A 26,308-nucleotide genomic window follows, 5' to 3' on the forward strand; every position below is an offset into this window, starting at 1 on the left:
CACTTACTGGTGATATTGCGCCGAAAACTCATGCACAGCGCGGATAAACGCACCCGCATGCTCAGGATCGACTTCCGGGGTAATGCCATGACCCAGGTTGAACACATGCCCGGTGCCATGGCCGTAGCTGGCGAGGATGCGCGCTACTTCAGCGCGGATGGCTTCAGGCTTGGCGTACAGCACCGTCGGGTCCATGTTGCCTTGCAGGGCAACCTTGCCGCCTACGCGGCGGCGGGCTTCGCCGATGTCGCAGGTCCAGTCCAGCCCCAGCGCGTCGGCGCCGGCATCGGCAATGCTCTCGAGCCACAGGCCGCCGTTCTTGGTGAACAGAATCACCGGTACCTGACGACCATCGTGCTCGCGGATCAGGCCACTGACGATTTTCTTCATGTAGGCCAACGAGAACTCCTGGTACGCCGCGGCAGACAGGTTGCCGCCCCAGGTATCGAAGATCTGCACCGCTTGAGCGCCGGCCTGAATCTGGCCGTTGAGGTAAGCGGTCACCGATTGCGCCAGCTTGTCCAACAGCAGGTGCATGGCCTGGGGGTTGTCGTAGAGCATGGCCTTGGTCTTGCGAAAATCCTTGGACGAGCCCCCTTCGACCATGTAGGTCGCCAGCGTCCAGGGGCTGCCGGAAAAGCCGATCAGCGGCACGCGGCCGTTGAGTTCGCGGCGGATGGTGCTGACGGCGTCCATCACGTAGCCCAGGTCCTTGTGCGGATCAGGGATCGGCAGTGCCTCGATGTCGGCCATAGTGCTGACCACTTTCTTGAAGCGCGGGCCCTCACCCGTCTCGAAATACAGGCCTTGGCCCATGGCGTCGGGGATGGTGAGGATGTCCGAGAACAGAATGGCGGCGTCCAGCGGATAGCGCTCGAGCGGCTGCATCGTGACTTCGCAGGCGAACTCCGGGTTCATGCACAGGCTCATGAAATCCCCGGCCTTGGCCCGGCTGGCGCGGTATTCGGGCAGGTAACGGCCGGCCTGGCGCATCATCCACACGGGGGTGACATCGACCGGCTGCTTGAGCAGGGCACGCAGAAAACGGTCATTCTTCAGGGCAGTCATGGCAACATCCGGCAGAAAAGTGCGGGCATTTTCTCAGACCGAGACGCAAAAGGCACGGCGAGAGCCGTGCCTTTTATCTATCGGGGCGATTTGTCGCAAACCATCTGTAGCGAGGGGGCTTGCCCCCGATCGGTATTTCAGACACTGCAACCGTGACTGATGCACCTTGATCGGGGGCAAGCCCCCTCGCTACAGGGGATGGATCAGACCTCGAGGTAATCGAGGATCCCTTCGGCGGCATTGCGGCCTTCGAAGATCGCCGTCACCACCAGGTCGGAGCCGCGCACCATGTCGCCACCCGCGAAGATCTTCGGGTTGCTGGTCTGATGCTTGAACTTCGCCTGCTCGGGCGCGATCACTCGACCCTGGCTGTCGGTCTGGACGCTGTGCTGCTCGAACCACGACGCCGGGCTCGGGCGGAAACCGAACGCGATAACCACGGCGTCGGCCGGGATGATCTCTTCGGAACCCGGGATCGGCTCGGGGCTGCGACGGCCACGGGCATCCGGTTCGCCGAGACGGGTCTCGACCACCTTGACGCCTTCGACCTTGTCTTCACCAACGATGGCGATCGGCTGGCGGTTGTAGAGGAACTTCACGCCTTCTTCCTTGGCGTTCTTCACCTCTTTGCGCGAGCCCGGCATGTTCGCTTCGTCGCGACGATAGGCACAGGTCACGGCCTTGGCGCCTTGACGAATGGAGGTGCGGTTGCAGTCCATCGCCGTGTCGCCGCCACCCAGTACCACGACCTTCTTGCCCTTCATGTCGACGAAGTCTTCCGGCGACTTTTCAAAGCCCAGGTTGCGGTTGACGTTGGCGATCAGGAAGTCCAGCGCGTCGTGCACGCCCGGCAGGTCTTCGCCCGGGAAACCACCCTTCATGTAGGTGTAGGTACCCATGCCCATGAACACCGCATCGTACTCTTCAAGCAGCTGCTCGATGGTGATGTCCTTGCCCACTTCGGTGTTCAGGCGGAACTCGATGCCCATACCGCTGAAGACTTCGCGACGATTGCTCAGCACGCTCTTTTCCAGCTTGAACTCGGGGATGCCGAAGGTCAGCAGACCACCGATCTCCGGGTTCTTGTCGAACACCACCGGGGTCACGCCGCCGCGTACCAGCACGTCGGCACAGCCCAGGCCCGCAGGCCCGGCGCCGATGATGGCGACACGCTTGCCGGTCGGCTTGACCTTGGACATGTCCGGCCGCCAGCCCATGGCGAAGGCCGTGTCGGTGATGTACTTCTCGACCGACCCGATGGTCACCGCGCCAAAACCGTCGTTGAGGGTACAGGCCCCCTCGCACAGACGATCCTGCGGGCACACCCGACCGCAGACTTCCGGCAGGGTGTTGGTCTGGTGCGACAGCTCGGCGGCGGCGAGGATGTTGCCCTCGGCCACCAGCTTGAGCCAGTTGGGAATGAAGTTGTGCACCGGGCACTTCCATTCGCAATACGGGTTGCCACAGCCCAGGCAGCGGTGGGCCTGATCGGCCGACTGCTGGGGTTTGAAGGGTTCGTAGATTTCCACGAACTCCTTCTTGCGTTGACGCAACAGTTTCTTCTTCGGATCTTTGCGCCCGACCTCGATGAACTGGAAGTCATTACTCAGACGTTCAGCCATGTTTAAACCTCATCACACTCTTCAGGCGCATCACTGCGGGTTGGCACGGGTGCTGGAAAGCAACGATTTCAGGTTGGCGGCTTTTGGCTTGACCAGCCAGAAGCGGCGCAGGTAATCGTCGAGGTTCTCCCAGACGTTGCGGCCCCACTCGCTATCGGTTTCTTCAACGTATTCGGCCAGCACTTTCTCGAGGTGAGTGCGATAGGCTTCCATCGCTTCGCCGCTGATGCGCTGGATTTCCACCAACTCGTGGTTGACCCGGTCGACGAAGGTGTTGTCCAGGTCGAGCACGTAGGCGAAACCGCCGGTCATGCCCGAACCGAAGTTGTAACCGGTCTTGCCCAGCACGCAGACGAAACCGCCCGTCATGTATTCGCAGCAGTGGTCGCCCGTGCCTTCGACGATGGTATGCGCACCGGAGTTGCGCACCGCAAAGCGCTCACCCGCAGTACCGGCGGCGAACAGCTTGCCGCCAGTCGCGCCGTACAGGCAGGTGTTGCCGATGATGGCGCTGTCTTGGGTCTTGAACGGGCTGCCTTTGGGCGGAACGATCACCAGCTTGCCGGCGGTCATGCCTTTACCGACGTAGTCGTTGGCGTCGCCTTCGAGGTACATGTTCAGGCCGCCGGCGTTCCACACACCGAAGCTCTGCCCGGCCGTGCCCTTGAAGCGGAAGGTGATTGGCGCCTTGTTCATGCCCTGGTTGCCGTGCAGCTTGGCGATCTCGCCGGAAATCCGCGCGCCGATCGAACGGTCGCAGTTGCAGATGTCCAGTTCGTACTCGCCGCCGCTGGAATTGGTGATCGCCGACATTGCCAGACCGACCATCTTCTCGGCCAGCAGGCCTTTGTCGAAGGGCGGGTTGCGATCCACCAGGCTGAACTGCGGCTTGTCGGCAGGGATATGATCGCTGCCCAGTAGCGGCGTCAGGTCCAGGTGCTGCTGCTTGGCGGACTCGCCCGGCAGGATGTCGAGCAGGTCGGTGCGGCCGATCAGCTCTTCGAGCGAGCGCACGCCCAGGCGCGCCAGCCACTCACGGGTTTCTTCAGCGACGTAGGTGAAGAAGTTGATGACCATATCGACGGTGCCGATGTAGTGATCTTTACGCAGCTTCTCGTTCTGGGTCGCGACGCCGGTGGCGCAGTTGTTCAGGTGGCAGATACGCAGGTATTTGCAGCCCAGCGCGATCATCGGCGCGGTACCGAAGCCGAAGCTTTCTGCGCCGAGGATGGCCGCCTTGATCACGTCGAGGCCGGTTTTCAGGCCGCCGTCGGTCTGCACCCGGACCTTGCCGCGCAGGTCGTTGCCGCGCAGGGTCTGGTGAGTTTCGGCCAGACCCAGCTCCCACGGCGAACCGGCGTACTTGATCGAGCTCAGTGGCGATGCACCGGTGCCGCCGTCGTAGCCGGAGATGGTGATGAGGTCGGCATAGGCCTTGGCCACGCCAGCGGCAATGGTGCCGACACCGGCTTCCGCGACCAGCTTGACCGAGACGAGAGCGGCCGGGTTGACCTGCTTGAGGTCGAAAATCAGCTGCGACAAGTCTTCGATCGAATAGATGTCGTGGTGCGGCGGCGGCGAAATCAGCGTCACGCCCGGCACTGCATAGCGCAGCTTGGCGATCAGGCCGTTGACCTTGCCACCCGGCAGTTGCCCGCCCTCGCCCGGCTTGGCGCCTTGGGCGACCTTGATCTGCAGCACTTCGGCGTTGACCAGGTATTCCGGGGTCACACCAAAGCGGCCGGTGGCCACCTGCTTGATCTTGGAGCTGCGGATGGTGCCGTAGCGGGCAGGGTCTTCACCGCCCTCACCGGAGTTGGAACGCGCACCCAGGCGGTTCATGGCTTCGGCCAAGGCTTCGTGCGCCTCGGGCGACAGCGCGCCCAGGGAAATACCCGCCGAGTCGAAGCGCTTGAGGATGGCCTCCAGCGGCTCGATCTGGTCCATGGCCAGCGGCTGATCGAGTTCGCGCACCTTGAGCAGATCGCGGATCATCGACACCGGGCGCTTGTCCACCAGCGCGGTGTATTCCTTGAACTTGGCGTAGTCGCTCTGCTGCACCGCGGCCTGCAGAGTGTTGACCACGTCAGGGTTGTAGGCGTGGTACTCACCGCCGTACACGAATTTCAGCAGGCCGCCTTGCTGGATCGGCTTGCGCGCGCTCCAGGCTTCGGCTGCCAGGGCCTTCTGCTCGGCTTCGAGATCGACGAAACGCGCGCCCTTGATGCGACTCGGCACACCACGGAAGCTCAGCTCGCAGACTTCCTCGGACAGACCGATGGCTTCGAACAGCTGCGCACCGCGGTACGACGCGATGGTCGAGATGCCCATCTTCGAGAGGATCTTGAGCAGGCCTTTGGTGATGCCTTTGCGGTAGTTCTTGAACACTTCGTACAGATCGCCCAGCACTTCGCCGGTGCGGATCAGGTCGCCCAGCACTTCATAGGCCAGGAACGGATAGACCGCCGAGGCGCCGAAGCCGATCAGCACGGCAAAGTGGTGCGGATCGCGCGCGGTGGCGGTCTCGACCAGGATGTTGCTGTCGCAGCGCAGGCCTTTTTCGGTCAGGCGGTGGTGCACCGCGCCGGTGGCCAATGCCGCGTGAATCGGCAGCTTGCCGGGGCCGATATGGCGATCGGTCAGTACCAGCTGGGTGATCCCGGAGCGGGCGGCTTCTTCGGCCTGATCGGCGACGTTGCGGATGGCCGCTTCGAGACCCATGGACTCGTCATAGTTGAGGTCGATGATCTGCCGGGCGAAGCCTGAACGATCGAGGTTCATCAATGAGCGCCACTTGGCCGGAGAAATGACCGGCGAGCTGAGGATCACGCGCGAAGCGTGCTCTGGCGATTCCTGGAAGATGTTGCGCTCGGCACCGAGGCAGATCTCCAGCGACATGACGATGGCTTCGCGCAGCGGGTCGATGGGCGGGTTGGTGACCTGCGCGAACTGCTGGCGGAAGTAGTCGTAAGGCGTGCGCACGCGCTGGGACAACACCGCCATTGGCGTGTCGTCACCCATCGAGCCCACCGCCTCGTAGCCCTGCTCACCCAGCGGGCGCAATACCTGATCGCGCTCCTCGAAGGTGACCTGGTACATCTTCATGTACTGCTTGAGCTGGTCGCTGTTATAGAAAGCCGAACCGTGGTCGTTGTCTTCCATGGTCGACTGGATGCGCAGGGCGTTCTTGCGCAGCCAGTGCTTGTACGGATGACGCGACTTGAGACGGTTGTCGATGGCATCGGTGTCGAGAATCTGGCCGGTTTCGGTGTCCACGGCGAAGATCTGCCCTGGGCCGACACGGCCCTTGGCGATGACGTCCTCAGGCTTGTAGTTCCACACCCCGATTTCCGAGGCGAGGGTGATGTAGCCGTTCTTGGTGGTGACCCAGCGCGCCGGGCGCAGGCCGTTGCGGTCGAGCAGGCAGACCGCGTGACGACCTTCGGTCATCACCACGCCGGCCGGGCCGTCCCACGGTTCCATGTGCATGGAGTTGTATTCGTAGAAGGCGCGCAGGTCCGAGTCCATGGTCTCGACGTTCTGCCACGCAGGCGGAATGATCATCCGCACACCACGGAACAGGTCGATGCCGCCAGTGACCATCAGCTCCAGCATGTTGTCCATGCTCGAGGAGTCGGAACCCACGCGGTTGACCAGCGGGCCCAGTTCTTCGAGGTCCGGCATCAGTTCGTTGGCGAACTTGGTGCGACGCGCCAGCGCCCAGTTGCGGTTGCCGGTGATGGTGTTGATTTCGCCGTTGTGGGCGAGGAAGCGGAACGGCTGAGCCAGCGGCCATTTCGGCAGGGTGTTGGTGGAGAAGCGCTGGTGGAACACGCAGATCGCGGTGCGCAGGCGCTCGTCGCCCAGGTCCGGGAAGAAGGCTTCCAGGTCCGCGGGCATCATCAGGCCTTTATAGATGATGGTCTTGTGCGAGAAGCTGCAGATGTAGTGGTCGCTGTCGGCGGCGTTGGCCACCGACGAACGGCGACGGGCACTGAACAGCTTGAGGGCCATTTCCTGGTCGCTCAGGCCTTCGCCACCGATGAAAACCTGCTCGATCTTGGGCAGGCGCTCGAGGGCCAGACGGCCGAGCACGCTGGTGTCGATCGGCACCTGACGCCAGCCGATCAGCTGCAGGCCGGCCTTGAGGATCTCGCGGTTCATGTTCTCGCGAGCGGCTTCGGCCTTGGCGTCATCCTGGTTGAGGAACACCATGCCGACGGCATATTGCTTCGGCAAGTCGACGCCGAAGTGCTCCTTGGCCTTGGTGCGCAGGAACAGATCGGGCTTCTGGATCAACAGACCACAACCGTCGCCGGTCTTGCCGTCGGCGTTGATACCGCCACGGTGGGTCATGCAGGTCAGCGCTTCAATGGCTGTCTGCAACAGGTGATGACTGGGCTCGCCCGTCATGTGGGCGATCAGGCCAAAACCACAGTTATCCTTGAATTCATCGGGACGGTACAGACCTGTTTTCATAGACACTTTCTCACCAGGCTGCCTCTCACCGAGGCAATTTTCTTTTCAATTCAATCAGTTACCATCCACGCCCGACGTTCGCAGGCTTTGCGGAGGCAAAAGGGAGGTCATTGTACACAGCGATACGGTCTCTCACAAATTTGCGACGAAACCGTGAAAATCCATGTCGTGTTTCTGAACGTTTTTTATAGGCTTGTGTGTTATCGAGCTTTTCGCGAGTCTGCCGGTAATTGCCGACGGGCGCAATGCCCCCAGCGCCGGCCCAGAGCCTTGAAACGCTGCGGACAGAAAAGCCCGCCGCGCGTGCGCGGCAGGCTGTTCAGTAAGCTATGGATACGTCAGGCGGGTGGCAGGGATGGCGCCACCGCGGGCCTTTAGTGAGTGCTTGCGAGGTCCTGTTGGACGCTGGCAACGGTACGAGGCCAAGGTTTACCAGCCTGGACCTTCTCTGGCAAGTTCTTGATCGCACTCAGCGCGGCGGCACGGTTGGCGAAACTGCCATAAGTGATCACGTAGAGCGGCTTGCCTTGCAGGGTTTTCTTGAAGTAGCGGTACTCGCCGCCCTGCTCGCGCACGTAGCTTTGCGCGGTGGCTTCGTTACTGGTACCGAGGATCTGCACCACATAGTTACCAGGCGCCTGGCTGCCGTACCAGCCACTGGCAGCACCCGCCTTGGCGACTGCGGGTTTTTCCGCCGTCTTGGCATCAGGCTTGTGCTCGATTTTCGCCTCGGGCTTGGCAGCACTGGCCACCTGGACCGGCGGCTTGGCCGCAGCTGCAGGCTTGGCGGGCGCTGGCTTGGGCTGAGCCTGAGCAGGCACGGGCACTTGGGTCGCAGCTGGGCCAGCCGGGATGCCGGCCGGCGGCGCGGTGGTGGTCACGGTCGGCGGCGTGAAGCTGCTCGTCGGCCCCGTCGGCGCGGTGGCAGGAGCGCCATCTTCACCATCGGCATCGCCGGACCCCGTCGCTTCGGACAGCGGACCACGAACCACCGGCTGGCCATTCATCGGCAACGGCATCGGCTGCGAATTGCCGGCGAATTCAACGGCCGGGCTGCCGTCCTGGTTGGATTTGGCCGCAGTTGGCTGCCCCTGACCCAGCGGCAATTGCGCCTGTTGGGCAGGCGCCGTACCGTCGGTGGAAGCCTTGTGACCTGGAAGCAGAACTGCCGCCGCGACTGCAGCCACAACGACTCCAGCAAACGCCAGTACGTGTTTTTTCGACATCTTGAACCCCATGGATGGACGCTTGACCGCCGAGCGGCTGGCTATCATCGCCTCGATCATCGAGTCGCGGGCGACTTGGTTGATCAACCCTGGCCAGCCTTCGGATTGCTCGTGAATCTCGGCGATCTGATCATTGGTGAACAGCGCGATCCCTTGCCCGGCCCCTTCGAGGCGCAGGGCGAGGTACTCGCGCGTTTCCTCTTCGGTGTACGGTTCCAGCTCGATGACGTGGAAGCGTTCCTGCTCATGACCCAGGCCGTCCAGGCGCGCCAGCAACGACGGCTCGCCGAACAGGAACACGTGCGGACGCCCCTCGGGATTGCCCGCCGCCAGCGCCAGCAGGGCTTCGAGTGCGGATTCGTCGAGTTGTTCCGCATCGTCAACCAGCAGGTAGACTTCCTGCCCGGTCAGCGCCAGTTGCACGATCTGACCCAGCAGCAGCGTGACATCGGCCTGCTGCACGTTGAGCGCTTCGGCGACCTGGCTCAAGACGCTGGCGGCATCGCCGGCGCCGCGGGCGGAAACCACCACGCTTTGCACCGACTGCTTGTTGGTGCTGGCTACCAGCGCCTGACGCAGCAAGGTCTTGCCGCTGCCATGGGGCCCGGTGACGACCAGCAACAGCTGGCTGTAGCGCGCCAGATGGTGCAACTGACCCAGCACCGGCTTGCGCTGGGCCGGGAAGAACTTGAAGCCGGGGACGCGGGCGGCAAAGGGATCGTGGTCCAATTGGTAGTGGCCGAGAAAGGCCTCATCGGCATGCAGACTTGTCATCGAACTCTCATTGACCTCAAAGCGGGGCGACGATGGCGCGGTAATCCGCAGCCAGGGTTGCCTGAAGAACTTCTTTCGGATAATCGTCGGTCACCACGGCTTCGCCGATGCGACGCAACAACACCAGACGTAAACGGCCGTCGATCACTTTCTTGTCGATCGCCATGTGCTCGATGAAGTGCTCGGGCGTCATTTCGGCCGGTGGCACCACCGGCAAGCCCGCGCGCTGCATCAAGCGAATACCGCGATCGCGATCCTGCTGACTGATCCAGCCAAGGCGCATGGACATCTCCAGCGCCATCACCGTACCCGCCGCCACGGCCTCGCCATGCAGCCACACACCATACCCCATCTGTGTCTCGATGGCGTGACCAAAGGTGTGGCCCAGGTTGAGCGTGGCGCGCACGCCGGATTCGCGCTCGTCGGCATTGACCACCAGGGCCTTGGCTTCGCAAGAACGCTTGATGGCTGCAGTGACCGCTTCGGCGTCGATGTCGCGCAGGGCATCGATGTTTTCTTCGAGCCAGGTCAGGAACGGCTCGTCGCAGATCAGCCCGTACTTGATCACTTCGGCAAGCCCGGCCGACAGCTCGCGCGGCGGCAGGGTGCGCAGGGTGCCAGTGTCGATCAGCACCGCCTGCGGCTGATAGAAGGCGCCGACCATGTTCTTGCCCAGCGGGTGATTGATGCCAGTCTTGCCGCCCACCGAGGAGTCGACCTGGGACAACAGCGTGGTAGGCACCTGGATGAAGTCCACGCCTCGCTGGTAGCAGGCTGCGGCGAAGCCGGCCATGTCGCCGACCACACCGCCCCCCAGGGCGATGATGGTGGTGCGCCGGTCGTGACGCGCGGTCAGCAGGGCGTCGAAGATGGTCTGCAGGGTTTCCCAATTCTTGAACGCCTCGCCATCCGGCAGGACGATGGGCAGCACCTTGTAGGCCGCCAACGAGCGGGTCAGGCGTTCGATATACAGGGGCGCGACCGTGGCGTTGGAGACGATGGCCACTGAACGGCCCGCGATATAGGGCGCCAGCAGCTCAGGTTGGTCGAGCAGCCCCTCGCCAATATGGATCGGGTAACTGCGATCGCCGAGTTCAACCTTAAGTGTCTGCATGTGACCCCATGATGCCGGGCGCTGGCGCCCTCTCTCGAATTATTGGAACCCGCAGACGAGCTAGCGGGGAGACAAACGTTGCAGCCGCTCAAGAATGTCCAGGACCACCATGCGTGGCGGCCGCTCGTCGGTCTCGACGACGATGTCGGCAATCTCGCGATAGAGCGGATCGCGAATCTCGAGCAAGGCACGCAGTGTACCGGCGGGATCGGCCGTGCGCAGTAGCGGCCTATTGCGATCACGCGCCGTGCGACCGACCTGCTGTTCTACCGAGGCGTGCAGGTAAACCACCCGACCGCCGGCATGTAGCGACCGGCGGTTTTCCGGACGCAACACAGCGCCGCCGCCGGTCGCAAGGACCACGCCGTCGAAATCGCAAAGCTCGGCCAGCATCGCCTGCTCGCGGTCGCGAAAACCCGCCTCGCCTTCCTTGTCGAAGATCCACGGGATATTGGCACCGCAACGCAGCTCGATTTCCTTGTCGGAATCCTTGAAAGGCAGCCTGAGTTCTTTGGCCAGTAAACGGCCGATGGTGCTCTTACCCGCCCCCATCGGCCCAACAAGTATCAAATTTCGCACAGAATCAATGACTCACGGCAATCGCCTGGTTATTCATGATACGCGGAGTCAGGAATACCAGCAGCTCCGATTTTGCTTCCGACACGGTGTCCGAGCGGAAAAAGCGGCCAAGATACGGCACATCGCCCAAAAATGGCACCTTCGCTGTGGTTTTACTTTGCGTATTGGAGAATACCCCACCGATCACGATGGTCTCGCCATCGTTGACCAGCACCTTGGCGTTGACGGCGTTTTTCTTGATCGGCGGAACACCCAGCACCTCGTTGAGGTAGTCCGGCTCATCCTTGGTGACCTTGACGTCCATGATGATGCGGTTGTCCGGGGTGATCTGCGGCGTGACCTCCAGCGACAGCGACGCCTCCTTGAACGATACCGTGGTGGCGCCGCTGGAGCTGGCCTCCTGGTACGGTACCTCGGTACCCTTGAGGATCTTCGCGGTCTCCTTGTCGGAAGTCACGACCTTGGGCTGGGAAACGATCTCACCGTTGCCGGTGGCTTCCATCGCGCTCAGCTCCAGGTCGAGCAAGGTGTTGTTGGTCAGGAAGCCGATGCCGATGCCAGAGGTGGCATTGGTCGCACCCAGGTCGACGAACGGCGTAGAGGTACCGGCCGTGGTGGTCGACGATGTCGCCGACTGGCCGCCATAAATAGTCGCCTTGCCTTTGGTCGATTGACCACCCCAGGTCACACCCAGGGACTTGTCGTAGTTGACCGTGGCTTCGACGATACGCGCCTCGATCATCACCTGACGCACCGGGATGTCCAACTGGGCGACGATACGGCGCAGCTCGTCGAGACTCTCCTGGGTCTGGTAGGCAATGATGCTGTTGGTGCGATCATCCACCGTGATCGAGCCACGGGCGGTCTCGGATTTGTCCTTGCTGCCGGTGACCGACTGGAACAGCTTGGCGATGTCGGAGGCCTTGGCGTAGTTGACCTGGATCAGGTCACGACGCAACGGCGCCAGTTCCTGCAGCTGACGCTGGGATTCGAGCTCCTGACGCTCGCGAGCGGCGATCTCGTCGGCCGGCGCCACCAGCAGCACGTTGCCCACCTTGCGCTTGTCCAGCCCCTTGGTCTTGAGCACCAGGTCCAGCGCCTGATCCCATGGCACGTTCTGCAGGCGCAGGGTGATACCGCCCTGCACCGTGTCGCTGGCCACCAGGTTGAGGTCGGTGAAGTCGGCAATCAGCTGGAGCACCGAGCGCACATCGATGTCCTGGAAGTTCAGCGACAGCTTCTTGCCGCTATAGACGAAACGCTCGGCGTTGCGGCGCTGCTGGTCGTCGTTGGTCAACGGCCGCACGCTGATGGTCAGGCGGTTGTCGGTCTGGTAGGTGGAGTATTCATAGGCGCCGCTCGGCTCGATGGCGATCTGCGCCTTGTCGCCTGCCAGCGAGGAATTGACGAATTGCACCGGCGTGGCGAAGTCCTTCACGTCCAGACGCACGCGCAGCGGGTCAGGCAGGGCGGTCTTGGCGAAGCTGACGACGATCTTGCCGCCTTGCTCCTGGATGTCGGGGCTGATGGTCGGGTCGCTGAGGTCGATGACCACATTGCCCTCACCCAGCTCGCCGCGCTGGAAATCGACGTTGCGAATGGCCCTGCCGCCACCGGCCGGCACGAAAGGCCGCGACGGAGCAGCCGCCGTGACCGCGGCGTTGCGGCTTACCGGAGGCGGAGCCAGCGGCGCGGAAGCCCCCTGCTTGCCCTGCAACGCCGCCGCACCCTGGCCGATCAGCACGAACAGGTCATTGCCCTCGACCCGGGTGCTGTACGGCGCCAAATTGGTGAGGTTGACGATAATGCGGGTGCGGTCCTTGGTTTCGACTACCACCAGGCTGCGGGCGTTACCCACCCCCAGGTCGCGGCTGCGGCTGGCCACCTGGTTGGTCACGCCAGGCAGATCCAGGGCGATGCGCGCCGGCTGATCGGTGGTGTAACCCCGAGGCGCGGGCACAGGGGCATCGAAGCCCAACTTGAGCTCGATACGATCACCTGGCAGCGCCGCGACGTCGAGGGTCTTCAGGGTCGCCGCCATCAGCGCGGGCGCGCACACTGCCATCCATAGCGAAACGCCCAGCGCGGAAAAAAACCTATTCATTATCGAGTTCCACTGTGCTTGCTTGACCAGGCCCATTTACGAGCGTTCTTTAAGGGAAATGCTACGTGGCCGCTCGAGCCACCCTCCCTCTCCATCAGGCACGATCTCGACCACGTCGATCTGCGAATCACTGATGGAAACAATCTTTCCGTCGTTGCGGCCCAGATAGTCGCCGACCTTGACGCGATGCACCCCACCGGCACCGGAAATCAAGGCGAACGAACCGCTGTCGTTGGACAACGTCCCCACCATCTCGAACTGCTCGATATTGAAGCCTTCAAGAAACTGCTTGACCCGATTAGGGTCCGGCTTGAGCAGCTTGGAGCCCTTTTCCCGATGCACCAGATCGATCTTGACCGGCGGCTGGAAAGGGCTGCGCAACGCCGACGCTTCATAGGCGAACGCCTGGTAAGGCGCGAACCGCGGGATAGGCTCGATACTGCCCTGCGGCTTGGCTTTGACGTCCGCCATGAAGGCCTTGAGGTCGGCGAAATCGCCGGAACCGTCGCATCCGGCCAACAGCAAGGTAAAGAGCACCAGGCACAGCCCGGACAACACCCTCATTTATCCAGCCCCCGGTCGTTGTAGCGGTAAGTCTTGGCCAGGATACTCATGCGCAACTGCGAGGTATCGCCCTCGGTAGCCGGCTTGACGTCGAAGTCATGCAAGGTAACGATCCGCGGCAGGCTGGCGACGCCGCTGACGAAGGTCGCCAGGTCGTGATAGTTGCCGGTAACCGTGATCTGTATCGGCAACTCGATGTAAAACTGCTGGGTGACTTCCGGCAACAATTTGATTTCTTCGAATTCCAGCCCAGAGCCCAGGCCGGTGCGAGTGATGTCTTCGAGCAGGCCGGGCACTTCAGTGTCGCTGGGCAGCTGGCGCAGCATGGCGCCGAAAGAGGTTTCCATTTCCTTCATCTGCTGGATATAGGCCTCCAGATTAGCCGCCTTGAAGGCCTTGGCGCTGTATTGCTGCTTGAGGGTCTCCTCCTCGGCCACCTTGGCTTCGAGCTGGTTTTCCATGTCGAGGATGTAGAAGTTGTACCCCAGTCCCAGCAACAGGATCATCAGCAGGGACGCGATGATGGCCTTGATCGCCACCGGCCAGGAGCCGATGTTGTTGATGTCGAGCTCGCTGAGTTCGACCTTGCGCAGGTTTTCGATCCACTGAGGGGTATTCATTTGATGTTGTCCCCCTCGGTGGCGGGATGGATCTGCTGCACCGTCAGCTGGAAGACGTTGTTCTGATCAGGGTCGCCGGCCGCCTTGGCCTTGACCTCGGTGAGCGCCGCGCTGCCGAGCCATGGCGAGCCGTCCAGATTGCGCATCAGTTCGGAAACCTTGTTGTTCGATTCCGCAGAGCCGGTAATGGCGATGGTCTGCCCGCCCATCTTTACCTCGGTGAAATACACGCCATCGGGCAAGGTACGGGCCAGTTGATCGAACACCCGGCCGATGATCGGCCGATTGCCTTGCAGGTCCTGGATGGTCTTCATCCGCGCGATCAGCTGCTTGCGTCGATTCTGCAGCTCGCTGATCTGCGCGATGCGGGCATCGAGCACGGTGATTTCCTTTTTCAGGAATTCGTCGCGGGCGGTCTGGGCGCTGATAGCGCCGCTGTAATACTGAGCCGCGAGCAGGATGATGCCGATCGCGGCTACCACGACCACAGCCAGTATCGTCAGGAAACGCTTTTTTCGCTCTTCGCGAAGCTGCTCGCGCCAGGGCAGGAGGTTGATCTGTGCCATCAGTCAAAGCTCCTCAGCGCCAGGCCACAGGCGATCATCAACGCAGGCGCGTCACTGGCCAGTGCTCCGGCGTTGACCTTGCTGCTCAGAGCCATGTCGGCGAACGGATTGGCAACCAGGGTCGGCGTGCCCAGACGCTGCTGGATCAGTTGGTCGAGACCGGCGATCGAAGAAGTCCCCCCAGCGAGCATGATGTAGTCGACGTCGTTGAACTGGCCCGCGGCGAAAAAGAACTGCAGCGAACGCGATACCTGCTGCACCACGGCATCCTTGAACGGCTGCAGCACTTCGGCGACGTAGTCGTCCGGCAGGCCGCCCTGCTTCTTGGCCAGCCCCGCCTCTTCGACGGTCAGGCCGTAGCGGCGCTGGATTTCCTCGGTCAACTGGCGGCCGCCGAACAGCTGCTCGCGGGTATAGATGATGCGGCCGTTGTGCAGCACGCTGAGGGTGGTCATGGTCGCGCCGATGTCCATCACCGCCACGGTCAGCGAAGCATCGTCCTGGCCAAGCTGCGGCGCCAGCAGACCATAGGCACGCTCCAGCGCGTAGGCTTCGACGTCGATCACCTTGGCACTCAGGCCCGCCAGCGCCAGCGCCGCCTCGCGAACCTCGACGTTCTCTTTGCGGCAGGCGGCCAGCAGCACCTCGACGCGCTCGGGATTGCGCACCGAATAGCCCTGCACTTCGAAATCGATCGCAACTTCTTCGAGGGGATAGGGAATGTACTGGTCGGCCTCGACCTTGAGCTGGTTTTCCATCTCGTCGTCGGACAGCCCGGCGTCCATCTCGATGGTCTTGGTGATGACCGCCGAGCCCGCGACAGCCACGGCGACGCCCTTGGTACCGGTGCGCGCCTTGACCAGCACGCGTGACAAGGCCTGACCGACCCCTTCGAGCTCGGCGATGTTCTTTTCCACCACAGCGTTCGCCGGCAAGGGTTCAACGGCATACGCCTCGACCCGGTACCGGCCGCCCGAGCGACTCAGTTCCAGAAGCTTGACCGAGGTGGAGCTGATATCGATCCCCAGAAGCGAACTAGCTTTCTTGCTGAAGAGTCCTAGCACAACCGTTTCCCTAGTACTATCCGTGACTTACGGACCATTGTGGATTCGAAGCATTTAATAGCAGTCTTGACAGAAGCGCAAATGACGCTTGGTGTCGAAAAATGCTTATAATGCGCAGCGCTTTTTGCCCGTTTTTACCCGTTTGCGCTTAACTCATTCTTTTATCTGGAAATCCAAAAGCCTTGATACGCCTGCTGAAGTTTTTATGCTGGTCTTTCCTCGGTGTGTTCTGCGGGCTTGCGCTCGGCTTGAGCGGCGCCTACCTCTATCTTAGCCCCGGCCTGCCGTCCGTCGAGATGCTGAAAAGTGTCCAATTGCAAATACCGCTGCGCGTCTACAGCAGCGACGGCAAACTGATCGCGGAATTCGGCGAAATGCGCCGCTCTCCCATCAAGTTCTCGGACATTCCTCCGCAGTTCATCCAGGCCCTGCTGTCTGCCGAAGACGACAACTTCGAAAACCACTACGGCGTCGATCCCAGCGGCCTGGTCCGTGCGGCCGGGCAGCTGTTGCGCACCGGTCACATTCAGACCGGCGGCAGTACCATCACCATGCAGGTAGCGAAAAACTACTTCCTCAGCAGCGAGCGTAGCTTCTCGCGCAAAAGCAACGAGATTCTTCTCGCCTTGCAAATTGAGCGCCAACTGACCAAAGACGAAATTCTCGAGCTCTACGTCAACAAAATCTACCTCGGCAACCGCGCCTACGGCATCGAGGCCGCTGCGCAGGTGTATTACGGCAAATCGATCCGCGACGTAAGTCTGGCGCAGATGGCGATGATCGCCGGCTTGCCGAAGGCGCCGTCGCGCTTCAATCCGCTGGCCAACCCGGTGCGCGCCAAAGAGCGCCGCGACTGGATCCTGGGGCGTATGTACAAGCTGGGCAAGATCGACGAAGCCAGCTACCAGACCGCCTTGGCAGAGCCGATCAACGCCAGCTATCACGTCCCGACTCCAGAAGTGAACGCCCCTTACATCGCCGAAATGGCCCGTGCCGAAATGGTCGGCCGCTATGGCGCAGACGCCTACACCGAGGGTTTCCGGGTTACCACCACGGTGCCGAGCGACCTTCAGGACTCCGCCAACGGCGCGGTACGTGACGGCTTGATCGACTACGACAAGCGCCACGGCTACCGCGGTCCGGAATCGCGCCTGCCCGGCAAGACCCGCGACGCCTGGCTGACCGAACTGGGCAAGCAACGGACGCTGAACTCGCTGGATCCGGCGATCGTCACCCAGGTCGACAAGACCGGCATCACTGTCCTGACTCGCGAAGGCAAAGACGAGCACGTGAGCTGGGACACCATGAAATGGGCCCGCCCGTTCCTGAATACCAACAGCGTAGGGCGCGAACCGAGCCAACCGTCGGACGTTGCGCAGGTAGGCGATCTGGTGCGGGTGTTGCGTCAAGAAAACGGCAGCTTGAAGTTCTCGCAAGTACCGACCATCCAAAGCGCACTGGTATCCCTGGATCCGCATAACGGCGCCATCCGCGCCTTGGTCGGCGGCTTCGCGTTCGAGCAAAGCAATTACAACCGTGCGATGCAGGCCAAGCGCCAGCCGGGTTCGAGCTTCAAACCGTTCATCTACAGCGCGGCGCTCGATAGCGGTTATACGCCGGCAACCCTGGTCAACGACGCGCCGATCGTGTTCGTCGACGAATCGGTCGACAAGGTATGGCGGCCGAAAAACGACACCAACACCTTCCTCGGCCCTATCCGCCTGCGTGAAGCCTTGTACAAGTCCCGCAACCTGGTATCGATCCGCGTTCTGCAGAGCCTGGGGGTCGAGAACGCGATCAACTACATCACCCGCTTCGGCTTCAACAAGCAGGACCTGCCGCACAACCTGTCGCTCGCCTTGGGTACCGCGACCTTGACGCCGATGGAGATCGCCACCGGCTGGAGCAGTTTTGCCAACGGCGGCTTCAAGGTGTCCCCGTACCTGATCCAGCAGGTCGAAAGCCGTACCGGCGATGTGCTGTTCACCGCCAACCCGGCTACCGTTCCTCCCGATGAAGGCCAGGCCGACCCGGAACTGGCCGACGCCAACGCTATCCCGGCTCCGGACCCGGCCGCCACCAAGCTGATCACCAGCGATACCAGCCCGGCGACCTTGGCCCCCGCGGTGCCGGCTGCACCCACCGCACCGATCATCGCCCCACGGATCATCGACGGTCGTACCACGTACATCCTCACCAGCATGCTCGAGGACGTGATCAAGCGCGGTACCGGTCGGCGTGCGCTGTCGATGAACCGTCCCGACATCGCCGGCAAGACCGGTACCACCAACGACTCCAAGGACGCCTGGTTCTCCGGCTACAACGGCGACTACATGACCACCGTGTGGACCGGCTTCGACCAGCCGGAAACCCTGGGCCGTCGCGAGTTTGGCGGTACCGTGGCATTGCCGATCTGGATGGACTACATGAGTGCGGCGCTCAAGGGCAAACCGGCGCACACGCAGCCTGAGCCTGAAGGCATCGTCAGCCTGCGGGTCGATCCGGTCAGCGGCCGCGCCGCGAGCCCCGGCACCCCGGATGCCTACTTCGAACTGTTCAAGAGCGAAGACAGCCCGCCATCGAACAGCGAGCTGGGCAACGGCCAGGCTCCAGGCAGCCCGCTGCCGGCCGACGAGTCAGCGCCGATCGATCTGTTTTAAGATCCGTGCAAGGCATGCCGGCCTATTCGCGGGCAAGCCTTGCTCCTGCCTGTGGGAGCAGAGCTTGCTCGCGAAGAGGCCCGACAGCACACCGCCAGACAACAAAAAGCCCCGACTCTCGCGAGCCGGGGCTTTTCGCTGGAACGCTACAACGGCTTAACCGTTGAACACGTCATCCACGCTCTTGAGCGGGTAGTTTTTCGGATACGGCAGGGTCGCGACACCAGTCTCGATCGCGGCCTTGGCCACAGCGTCGGAGATCAGCGTAATCAGACGCGCATCCATGGGTTTCGGGATGATGTAGTCACGACCGAATTCCAACTTGATGCCGCCATAGGCGTCGCACACTTCCTGAGGCACCGGCAGCTTGGCCAGTTCGCGCAGGGCGTTGGCGGCGGCGACTTTCATTTCCTCGTTGATGCGCTTGGCGCGAACGTCCAGCGCACCACGGAAGATGAACGGGAAGCCCAGCACGTTGTTGACCTGGTTCGGGTAGTCCGAACGGCCGGTGGCCATGATCACGTCATCACGGGTGGCGTGGGCCAGCTCTGGCGAGATTTCCGGATCCGGGTTCGAGCAGGCGAACACGATCGGGTTGGCCGCCATGGACTTCAGGCCTTCAGCGCTCAGCAGGTTCGGACCGGACAGACCGACGAACACATCAGCGCCTTGCAGAGCGTCAGCCAAGGTGCGCTTGTCGGTGGCGTGAGCGAACACGGCCTTGTACTGGTTCAGATCGTCACGGCCGGAGTGGATCACGCCGCTGCGGTCGATCATGAAGATGTTCTCGATGCGCGCACCCATGCTCACCAGCAGCTTCATGCAGGAAATAGCGGCGGCGCCGGCACCCAGGCAGACGATCTTCGCCTCTTCGAGGGTTTTGCCAGCGATTTCCAGTGCGTTGATCATGCCGGCAGCGGTCACGATCGCCGTGCCGTGCTGGTCATCGTGGAATACCGGGATGTCGCACTGTTCGATCAGGGCGCGCTCGATCTCGAAGCACTCAGGTGCCTTGATGTCCTCGAGGTTGATGCCGCCAAATGTGATGGAGATGCGCTTGACGGTGTCGATGAAAGCTTGCGGGCTTTCGGAATCCACTTCGATGTCGAATACGTCGATGCCAGCGAAACGCTTGAACAGAACGCCCTTGCCTTCCATGACCGGCTTGGAGGCCAGTGGGCCGAGGTTGCCCAGGCCGAGGATCGCGGTGCCATCGGAGATCACCGCGACCAGGTTGCCCTTGCCGGTGTATTTGTAGGCCAGCTCAGGATCACGCGCGATTTCACGTACAGGCTCGGCTACACCAGGGCTGTATGCCAGCGACAGGTCGCGAGCGGTAGCAGTGGCTTTGGTGAGTTCGACGCTCAGTTTGCCTGGACGTGGATTGGCGTGGTATTCGAGAGCGGCAGTTTTCAAATCTGACATGGTGGCGTTCCGCTTTTGCTGTTGATCTTGACGGACCGCCGAGGATACGCGCGAAGGAATGGCCCGACAAGACTGGTCGGTCACTTAGTGTCAAGGTCCTCTGACTAAGACCTTAGACGTAACCAACACCTTGGTAGCAAGGCGGCTAGCCCCCGATTGCGACGGGTGGCGGGGAGTGGGATGGCACAAAGTTTTTCGGGGGCAAGCCCCCTCGCTACAGGATGGAGTGGGCTTTTGGAGAAGTGTTGGGGATAAAAAAAGGCGTCCCGGAGGACGCCTTTTTTTCAGCCTGGCAAGCCTTGAGGGCTTGCCAGCGCCAAAAGCCTTATTTGGCTTTTGGAGCGCCGAAACCAGCAAAACGCTGCTTGAAGCGATCGACACGGCCGCCTACGTCCAGCACTTTTTGCTTGCCGGTGTAGAACGGGTGGCACTCGGAGCAGACGTCCAGGCTCAGTGGCTTGCACAGAGTGGAGCGGGTCTTGATGACGTTACCGCAGGAGCAGGTGGCGTCAACGGCTTCGTACGCTGGATGAATATCAGCTTTCATGGCTACTTCCTCGGGCTAGGCATGCCGCCACTCAACACTATTGTTGAATACCGCACGCAATTAGGTCGGGCATATTACCAGACATTGCCCGGGACGCAAGTTGTCGCGCTTACCGGTGGTCGTCTGCTAGGCTGCGCGCACCATGCCCCGTAGCGAGGGGCTTGCCCCCGAAAAACGTCAGCTACCGCAAATGCACTGACCCACCGCAATCGAAGGCAAGCCCCCCTCGCTACATTTTCAATGAGAACCCTGCGCGTGTCCGACGTCATCCTGCGCCTCGCCCTGCCCTCGCCGCTGCGACGCCTGTTCGACTATCGCGCACCGGCCGGGGTCGATACCGCCCAGCTGCAACCCGGCATGCGCCTGCGGGTGCCGTTCGGGCGCCGGGAAATGATCGGCGTGCTGGTCGAGATCAGCGACCACACCGACGTGCCGCTGGACAAACTGCGCCCCGCCAGCGCCCTGCTCGACCCAGTCAGCCCCATCCCCGAGGCCATGTTCAAGCTGTGTCTGTGGACTGCCCAGTACTATCAACATGGCCTTGGCGACACCCTCAACTGGGCCCTGCCGGTGTTGCTGCGTCAGGGTGAAGCCGCCGAAACCCGTCAGGAACGCTTCTGGCAGATCGCCCCCGGCGCGCGTCTCGACGATCCGCGTGTCGCCCGCGCGCCCAAGCAGCGCGAAGCCCTGACCACCCTGGCCCAGCACCCCCATGGCGTCGCCCATCAACTGCTGAGCAAGCTGCAACTGAGCAAGGACAGCCTCGACCTGCTGCTGGCCAAGGCGCTGGTCACCGTCGAAGTGCGCCGCCACGCGCCGGTGGAGCGCCACGACCGCTGGCTGGCGCAACCGGAACTGCCGCTCAACAGCGAGCAACGCGCCGCCTTCGAAGCCGTGCGCGCCGGTTTCGACAGCTTCCATGCCTTTCTGCTGGCCGGCGTGACTGGCAGCGGCAAGACCGAGGTCTACCTGCAACTGATCCGCGAGACCCTGGAGGCCGGCAAGCAAGCGCTGGTGCTGATCCCGGAAATCAACCTCGGACCGCAGACTCTGGCGCGCTTCGAGCAACGCTTCAACGCCCGCATCGCCTTGCTGCATTCGGCCGTCAACGACCGTGAACGCCTGGACGCCTGGCTGGCCGCCCGCGACGGCGAGGCCGATATCATCATCGGCACCCGCTCGGCGCTGTTCACGCCGATGAAGAACCCGGGCCTGATCATCATCGACGAAGAACACGACGGCTCCTATAAACAGCAGGAAGGCCTGCGCTATCACGCCCGCGATCTGGCGCTGGTACGCGCGCGCCAGGAGAACATCCCCATCCTTCTGGGCTCGGCCACGCCATCGCTCGAAAGCCTGCACAACGCCTATACCGGACGCTACGGCCTGCTGCGCCTGGAACACCGCGCCGGCGGCGCCCAGCAACCGAAGTTCATGCGCCTGGACGTCAAGAGTCGACCGCTGGACAGCGGCATCAGCGGCCCCATGCAGCAGGCCATCGGCCAGACACTGGCGCACGGCCAGCAGGTGCTGGTGTTCCTCAACCGCCGCGGCTTCGCGCCGACCCTGCTGTGCCACGATTGCGGCTGGCTGTCCGAATGCCCGCGCTGTGACGCCCGCACCACGGTGCATCAGCGCTCCGGCGAATTGCGCTGCCACCATTGCGGGCACGTCGAACGGGTGCCGCGCCAGTGCCCGAAATGCGGGACCAAGGACCTGCGCCCGGTCGGCGCCGGCACCGAGCGCGCCGAGGAGCGCCTGATCACGCTGTTCCCGGATTACCCGGTATTGCGCGTCGACCGTGACAGCACCTCGCGCAAGGACGCCATGAACCAGCTGTTCGCCACCATCCAGCGCGGTCAACCGTGCATCCTGGTCGGTACGCAGATGCTCGCCAAGGGGCATCATTTCCCTCGGGTAACCCTGGTCGCGATCCTCGATGCCGACGGCGGCCTGTTCTCCGGGGATTTCCGTGCCAGCGAGCGCATGGCCCAACTGATCGTGCAGGTGGCCGGGCGCGCCGGGCGGGCCGAGGAGCCGGGCAAGGTGATCATCCAGACGCACCTGGCCGAACATCCTTTATTGGTGCAATTGACCGAGCAGGGCTACTTCGCCTTTGCCGAGCAGGCCATCAGCGAACGCCGCGCCGCCGGCCTGCCACCCTTCTCGCACCTGGCACTGCTGCGGGCCGAGGCGCACAAGCCGGGCCAGGCCGAAAGCTTCCTCGATGAAGCCTGCAGCGCCGCTGAACAGTTGCTCGCGCAGATGGGCCCGCACAGCGTCGAGCTGCTGGGGCCGGTGCCTGCGCCCATGGAGCGCCGTGCCGGACGTTTCCGCGCGCAGTTGCTGGTGCAGGCCAGCGCCCGCGCGCAACTGCATCGCCTGCTCAACGCCTGGATGCTGCAGCTGGAACAGATGCCCAGCGGGCGTCAGGTGCGCTGGTCGCTGGATGTGGATCCGGTGGACCTTTACTGACCGATCACCACTGTAGCGAGGGGGCTTGCCCCCGATAGGCCATATCTGACACCCGTCTGAGTGTCAGGCAAGGCCAATCGGGGGCAAGCCCCCTCGCTACAGGGATACGTTTGCAATTGGCAGCCAGAGGTTGGCAAGCTCGCCCCGGCAACGGATAATGCCCGATTTTTCCACCTGCGCTCTTTGGGCGCGACCGCGCCGCGGTCGATTGAGAGAATCATGAAAGACACCATCCGCCAGCTGATCCAACAAGCCCTGACCCATCTCGTCAAAGAAGGTGTCTTGCCTGAAGGGCTGACGCCGGCGATCCAGGTGGAGAACGCGCGCGACAAGACCCACGGCGACTTCGCCAGCAACATCGCCATGATGCTGGCCAAACCGGCCGGCATGAAGCCCCGCGACCTGGCGGAAAAGATCATCCAGGCGCTGCCCACCGATCCGCAGATCAGCAAGGCCGAAATCGCCGGCCCGGGCTTCCTCAACTTCTTCCAGAACACCCAGGCCCTGGCCGGCCGCCTCGACGCCGCCCTGGCCGACCCCAAGCTGGGCGTCAGCAAGCCGGGCGCCGCCCAGCGCGTGGTGGTCGACCTGTCCGCGCCCAACCTGGCCAAGGAAATGCACGTCGGCCACCTGCGTTCCACCATCATCGGTGACGGCGTGGCCAACGTTCTCGAATTCCTCGGCGACACGGTGATCCGTCAGAACCACGTCGGCGACTGGGGCACCCAGTTCGGCATGTTGATGGCCTACCTGCAGGAAAACCCGATCACCAGCAACGAGCTGTCGGACCTGGAGAACTTCTACCGCGCCGCCAAGAAGCGCTTCGACGAGTCCGCAGAGTTTGCCGATCGCGCCCGCAGCCTGGTGGTCAAGCTGCAGGCCGGCGATGCCGAATGCCTGGAGCTGTGGGGCCGCTTCCGCGAGATTTCCCTGTCCCATTGCCAGGAAATCTACGAACTGCTCAACGTCAACTTGACCATGGCTGACGTCATGGGCGAAAGCGCCTACAACGACGATCTGATCAATGTGGTCAACGACCTCAAGGCCAAGGGCCTGCTGGTCGAGAGCAACGGCGCGCAGTGCGTCTTCCTCGAAGAATTCAAGACTGCCGACGGCGAGCCGTTGCCGGTGATCATCGTCAAGGCCGACGGCGGCTATCTTTATGCCACCACTGACCTTGCCGCCGTGCGCTACCGCAGTGGCGTGCTGAAAGCCGACCGCGCGCTTTATTTCGTCGACCAGCGCCAGGCCCTGCACTTCCAGCAAGTGTTCGAAGTGGCGCGCCGTGCCGGTTTCGTCCCGCACCCCATGCACATGGAACATATGGGCTTTGGCACCATGAACGGCGCCGATGGCCGCCCATTCAAGACCCGCGACGGCGGCACCGTGAAGCTGATCGACCTGCTGACCGAAGCCCAGGAGCGCGCCTATGCGCTGGTGAAGGAAAAGAACCCCGAAGCAGCCGAAGCCGACCTGCGCGCCATCGCCAAGGTGGTGGGCATCGGCGCGGTGAAATACGCCGACCTGTCCAAACATCGCACCAGCGATTACAGCTTCAACTTCGACCAGATGCTCAACTTCGAAGGCAACACCGCGCCGTACCTGCTGTATGCCTACACCCGGGTCGCGGGCGTATTCCGCAAGCTGGGCAAGGGCTTCGACGAAGTCAGCGGGCAGATCAGCCTCGACGCGCCGCATGAGCAGGAACTGGCTGCCCGCTTGGCACAGTTCGGCGAAGTGCTGAACAACGTCGCGGAAAAGGGCACGCCCCATGTGCTGTGCGCGTACCTGTACGACATCGCCGGGCTGTTCTCCAGCTTCTACGAGAACTGCCCGATCCTGGCTGCCGACAGCCCGGAACAACAGAACAGCCGTCTGCTGCTGGCCGCCCTGGCCGGTCGCACCCTGAAACAAGGCCTGCAACTGCTGGGTCTGGATACACTGGAGCGAATGTAAGTTGGCCGCCAAGAAAAAACCTGCTCCCAAGCGTGGCGCCAGCCGCAATTCCGCTCCAGCGAAAAAGCCCATCCCCGGATGGCTATGGATGGCCATCGGTCTCACCGTGGGCGCGTTCATCGTGTTCCTGATGAAGCTGGAGCCCGGCAAGGAAGACGTCAAACGCAGCCGCGAAGAAGCCAAGGCGGCGAAAATCGCTGAGGCCAACAAGACGCCGCCCAGCCCGCAGGTGCCGGTCAAGCCCAAGTACGACTTCTATACCTTGCTGCCCGAATCGGAGGTCATCGTGCCGCCCGATGCCGTGCCGGAGAAAACCCCGCCGGTGCCGGCGCAACCGCCGGTCACTCCGGCCGAAGCGGCGAAGATCGACACCGCCCGCGCCCAGGCGGCCTTGAGCGGGCAGACCCCACCGCCCGCGCCGGCGATCGTCAAGCCGGCAGCGACCACGCAGTTCTTCCTGCAGGCCGGCTCGTTCCGCAACAAGAGCGACGCCGACAAGGTGCGCGCGCAGATCCTGCTGCTGGGCCAGGGCGTGAACGTCGAGTCCGGCACGGTCAAGGACGACACCTGGTACCGCGTGCTGGTCGGGCCGTTCAGCAACCGCGAGCAGCTCACCACCGCGCAAAAGCAACTGGCGGGCAGCGGCTTCAACAATCTGCTGCTGCAACAGCGTCAGACGCGGCAGTAACAGTCTGGCAGGAACACATTTGACCTGTAGCGGGGGGGCTTACCCCCGAAAGCGATATCAGCGAAATAAATGCCGCTGATACACCGCCATCGGGGGCAAGCCCCCTCGCTACAGGTGGAACGGCTGCAACATCCAAAGCTTGAAATCCCCTCCCACACCCCCATATGAGTTTCCATCAGGGCATTTTCGCCCCGCTGCGTGGAGACTCCCCCTTGACCACCATCGTTTCAGTCCGCCGTCACGGCAAAGTCGTCATGGGCGGCGACGGCCAGGTTTCCCTCGGTAATACCGTGATGAAAGGCAACGCCAAAAAAGTGCGTCGCCTGTACCACGGTCAGGTCATCGCCGGTTTTGCCGGCGCCACCGCCGATGCCTTCACCCTGTTCGAGCGCTTCGAGAGCCAGCTTGAAAAACACCAGGGGCACCTCGTGCGCGCTGCGGTCGAACTGGCCAAGGAATGGCGTACCGATCGCTCGCTGAGCCGCCTCGAAGCCATGCTGGCCGTGGCCAACAAGGATGCCTCGCTGATCATCACCGGCAACGGCGACGTCGTCGAACCTGAAGACGGCCTGATCGCCATGGGCTCCGGCGGCGCCTACGCCCAGGCCGCCGCCCGTGCGCTGCTGATGAAAACCGACCTGGGTGCACGGGAAATCGCCGAAACCGCCCTCGGCATCGCTGGCGACATCTGCGTGTTCACCAACCATAACCTGACCATCGAGGAGCAGGATCTCGCCGAGTGATCAGTAGTGCTTGATGCCCGCTCCCACAAGAATC

At 62.6% G+C, this 26,308-nt stretch carries 18 protein-coding genes; 5 read left to right on the forward strand and 13 right to left on the reverse strand.

Translation table 11 applies throughout. The annotated features are described in order from the left end of the window. Positions 1 to 3: 3 nt before the first annotated feature. The 11 genes from hemE to AC3WJP_RS20645 form a co-directional block, all read right to left on the reverse strand. On the reverse strand, positions 4 to 1,068 hold the full coding sequence (hemE, locus tag AC3WJP_RS20595) for a uroporphyrinogen decarboxylase (RefSeq protein ID WP_493723481.1): 1,065 nt from the start codon (positions 1,066 to 1,068) through the stop codon (positions 4 to 6). A 203-nt stretch (positions 1,069 to 1,271) separates the two neighbouring features. Then, the gene (locus AC3WJP_RS20600; protein WP_493723480.1) at positions 1,272 to 2,690 is read right to left on the reverse strand and encodes an FAD-dependent oxidoreductase; all 1,419 of its coding nucleotides are present in this window, start codon (positions 2,688 to 2,690) and stop codon (positions 1,272 to 1,274) included. 30 nt (positions 2,691 to 2,720) lie between these two features. Then, positions 2,721 to 7,169, reverse strand: a complete 4,449-nt coding sequence (gene gltB, locus AC3WJP_RS20605; protein WP_493723479.1) for a glutamate synthase large subunit — start codon at positions 7,167 to 7,169, stop codon at positions 2,721 to 2,723. A 374-nt stretch (positions 7,170 to 7,543) separates the two neighbouring features. Next, on the reverse strand, positions 7,544 to 9,169 hold the full coding sequence (locus tag AC3WJP_RS20610) for an AAA family ATPase (protein ID WP_493723478.1): 1,626 nt from the start codon (positions 9,167 to 9,169) through the stop codon (positions 7,544 to 7,546). Positions 9,170 to 9,185: 16 nt separating this feature from the next. Continuing rightward, entirely contained in the window at positions 9,186 to 10,283 is a 1,098-nt protein-coding gene (gene aroB / locus AC3WJP_RS20615) for a 3-dehydroquinate synthase (RefSeq protein WP_493723477.1), read from the reverse strand. Positions 10,284 to 10,343: 60 nt separating this feature from the next. Further along, the gene (gene aroK / locus AC3WJP_RS20620) at positions 10,344 to 10,862 is read right to left on the reverse strand and encodes a shikimate kinase AroK (RefSeq protein WP_493723476.1); all 519 of its coding nucleotides are present in this window, start codon (positions 10,860 to 10,862) and stop codon (positions 10,344 to 10,346) included. A gap of 4 nt (positions 10,863 to 10,866) precedes the next feature. Beyond that, entirely contained in the window at positions 10,867 to 12,966 is a 2,100-nt protein-coding gene (locus tag AC3WJP_RS20625; protein ID WP_493723475.1) for a type IV pilus secretin PilQ, read from the reverse strand. A 36-nt stretch (positions 12,967 to 13,002) separates the two neighbouring features. Continuing rightward, the gene (gene pilP / locus AC3WJP_RS20630) at positions 13,003 to 13,530 is read right to left on the reverse strand and encodes a type 4a pilus biogenesis lipoprotein PilP (RefSeq protein WP_493723474.1); all 528 of its coding nucleotides are present in this window, start codon (positions 13,528 to 13,530) and stop codon (positions 13,003 to 13,005) included. Continuing rightward, on the reverse strand, positions 13,527 to 14,150 hold the full coding sequence (gene pilO / locus AC3WJP_RS20635) for a type 4a pilus biogenesis protein PilO (protein WP_493723473.1): 624 nt from the start codon (positions 14,148 to 14,150) through the stop codon (positions 13,527 to 13,529). Before pilO ends, pilP begins: the two co-directional genes overlap by 4 nt. After that, the gene (locus tag AC3WJP_RS20640) at positions 14,147 to 14,716 is read right to left on the reverse strand and encodes a PilN domain-containing protein (protein WP_493723472.1); all 570 of its coding nucleotides are present in this window, start codon (positions 14,714 to 14,716) and stop codon (positions 14,147 to 14,149) included. The genes pilO and AC3WJP_RS20640 overlap by 4 nt, the downstream gene beginning before the upstream one ends. After that, complete coding sequence (locus AC3WJP_RS20645; protein ID WP_493723471.1) at positions 14,716 to 15,780, reverse strand: pilus assembly protein PilM; 1,065 nt, start codon at positions 15,778 to 15,780, stop codon at positions 14,716 to 14,718. Before AC3WJP_RS20645 ends, AC3WJP_RS20640 begins: the two co-directional genes overlap by 1 nt. 185 nt (positions 15,781 to 15,965) lie before the next feature. Here AC3WJP_RS20645 and AC3WJP_RS20650 point away from each other — a divergent pair, with 185 nt between their 5' ends. Then, the gene (locus tag AC3WJP_RS20650) at positions 15,966 to 18,440 is read left to right on the forward strand and encodes a penicillin-binding protein 1A (protein WP_493723496.1); all 2,475 of its coding nucleotides are present in this window, start codon (positions 15,966 to 15,968) and stop codon (positions 18,438 to 18,440) included. 156 nt (positions 18,441 to 18,596) lie between these two features. Here the strand turns inward: AC3WJP_RS20650 and AC3WJP_RS20655 are convergent, their stop codons facing one another. Together AC3WJP_RS20655 and rpmE are read right to left on the reverse strand one after the other, a co-directional pair. Beyond that, complete coding sequence (locus AC3WJP_RS20655) at positions 18,597 to 19,865, reverse strand: malic enzyme-like NAD(P)-binding protein (RefSeq protein WP_493723470.1); 1,269 nt, start codon at positions 19,863 to 19,865, stop codon at positions 18,597 to 18,599. A gap of 325 nt (positions 19,866 to 20,190) precedes the next feature. Continuing rightward, a complete protein-coding gene (gene rpmE, locus AC3WJP_RS20660) occupies positions 20,191 to 20,412 on the reverse strand; it encodes a 50S ribosomal protein L31 (protein ID WP_493723469.1) in 222 nt (73 codons plus the stop codon). A 255-nt stretch (positions 20,413 to 20,667) separates the two neighbouring features. Between rpmE and AC3WJP_RS20665 the strand changes: the two genes are divergently transcribed. The 4 genes from AC3WJP_RS20665 to hslV all read left to right on the forward strand — a co-directional run bounded on the left by AC3WJP_RS20665 (position 20,668) and on the right by hslV (position 26,274). Beyond that, a complete protein-coding gene (locus tag AC3WJP_RS20665; RefSeq protein WP_493723468.1) occupies positions 20,668 to 22,887 on the forward strand; it encodes a primosomal protein N' in 2,220 nt (739 codons plus the stop codon). A 219-nt stretch (positions 22,888 to 23,106) separates the two neighbouring features. After that, complete coding sequence (argS, locus tag AC3WJP_RS20670) at positions 23,107 to 24,843, forward strand: arginine--tRNA ligase (RefSeq protein WP_493723467.1); 1,737 nt, start codon at positions 23,107 to 23,109, stop codon at positions 24,841 to 24,843. Between the two features lies 1 nt (position 24,844). Beyond that, positions 24,845 to 25,531: an SPOR domain-containing protein gene (locus tag AC3WJP_RS20675; protein WP_493723466.1), complete on the forward strand. Its 687-nt coding sequence runs from the start codon at positions 24,845 to 24,847 to the stop codon at positions 25,529 to 25,531. Between the two features lie 212 nt (positions 25,532 to 25,743). Then, positions 25,744 to 26,274 (forward strand): ATP-dependent protease subunit HslV, encoded by a 531-nt coding sequence (gene hslV, locus AC3WJP_RS20680; protein WP_226504190.1) that lies wholly within the window; start codon positions 25,744 to 25,746, stop codon positions 26,272 to 26,274. Positions 26,275 to 26,308 lie beyond the last annotated feature (34 nt).

This window comes from Pseudomonas sp. GW821-FHT01A09, assembly GCF_058986725.1.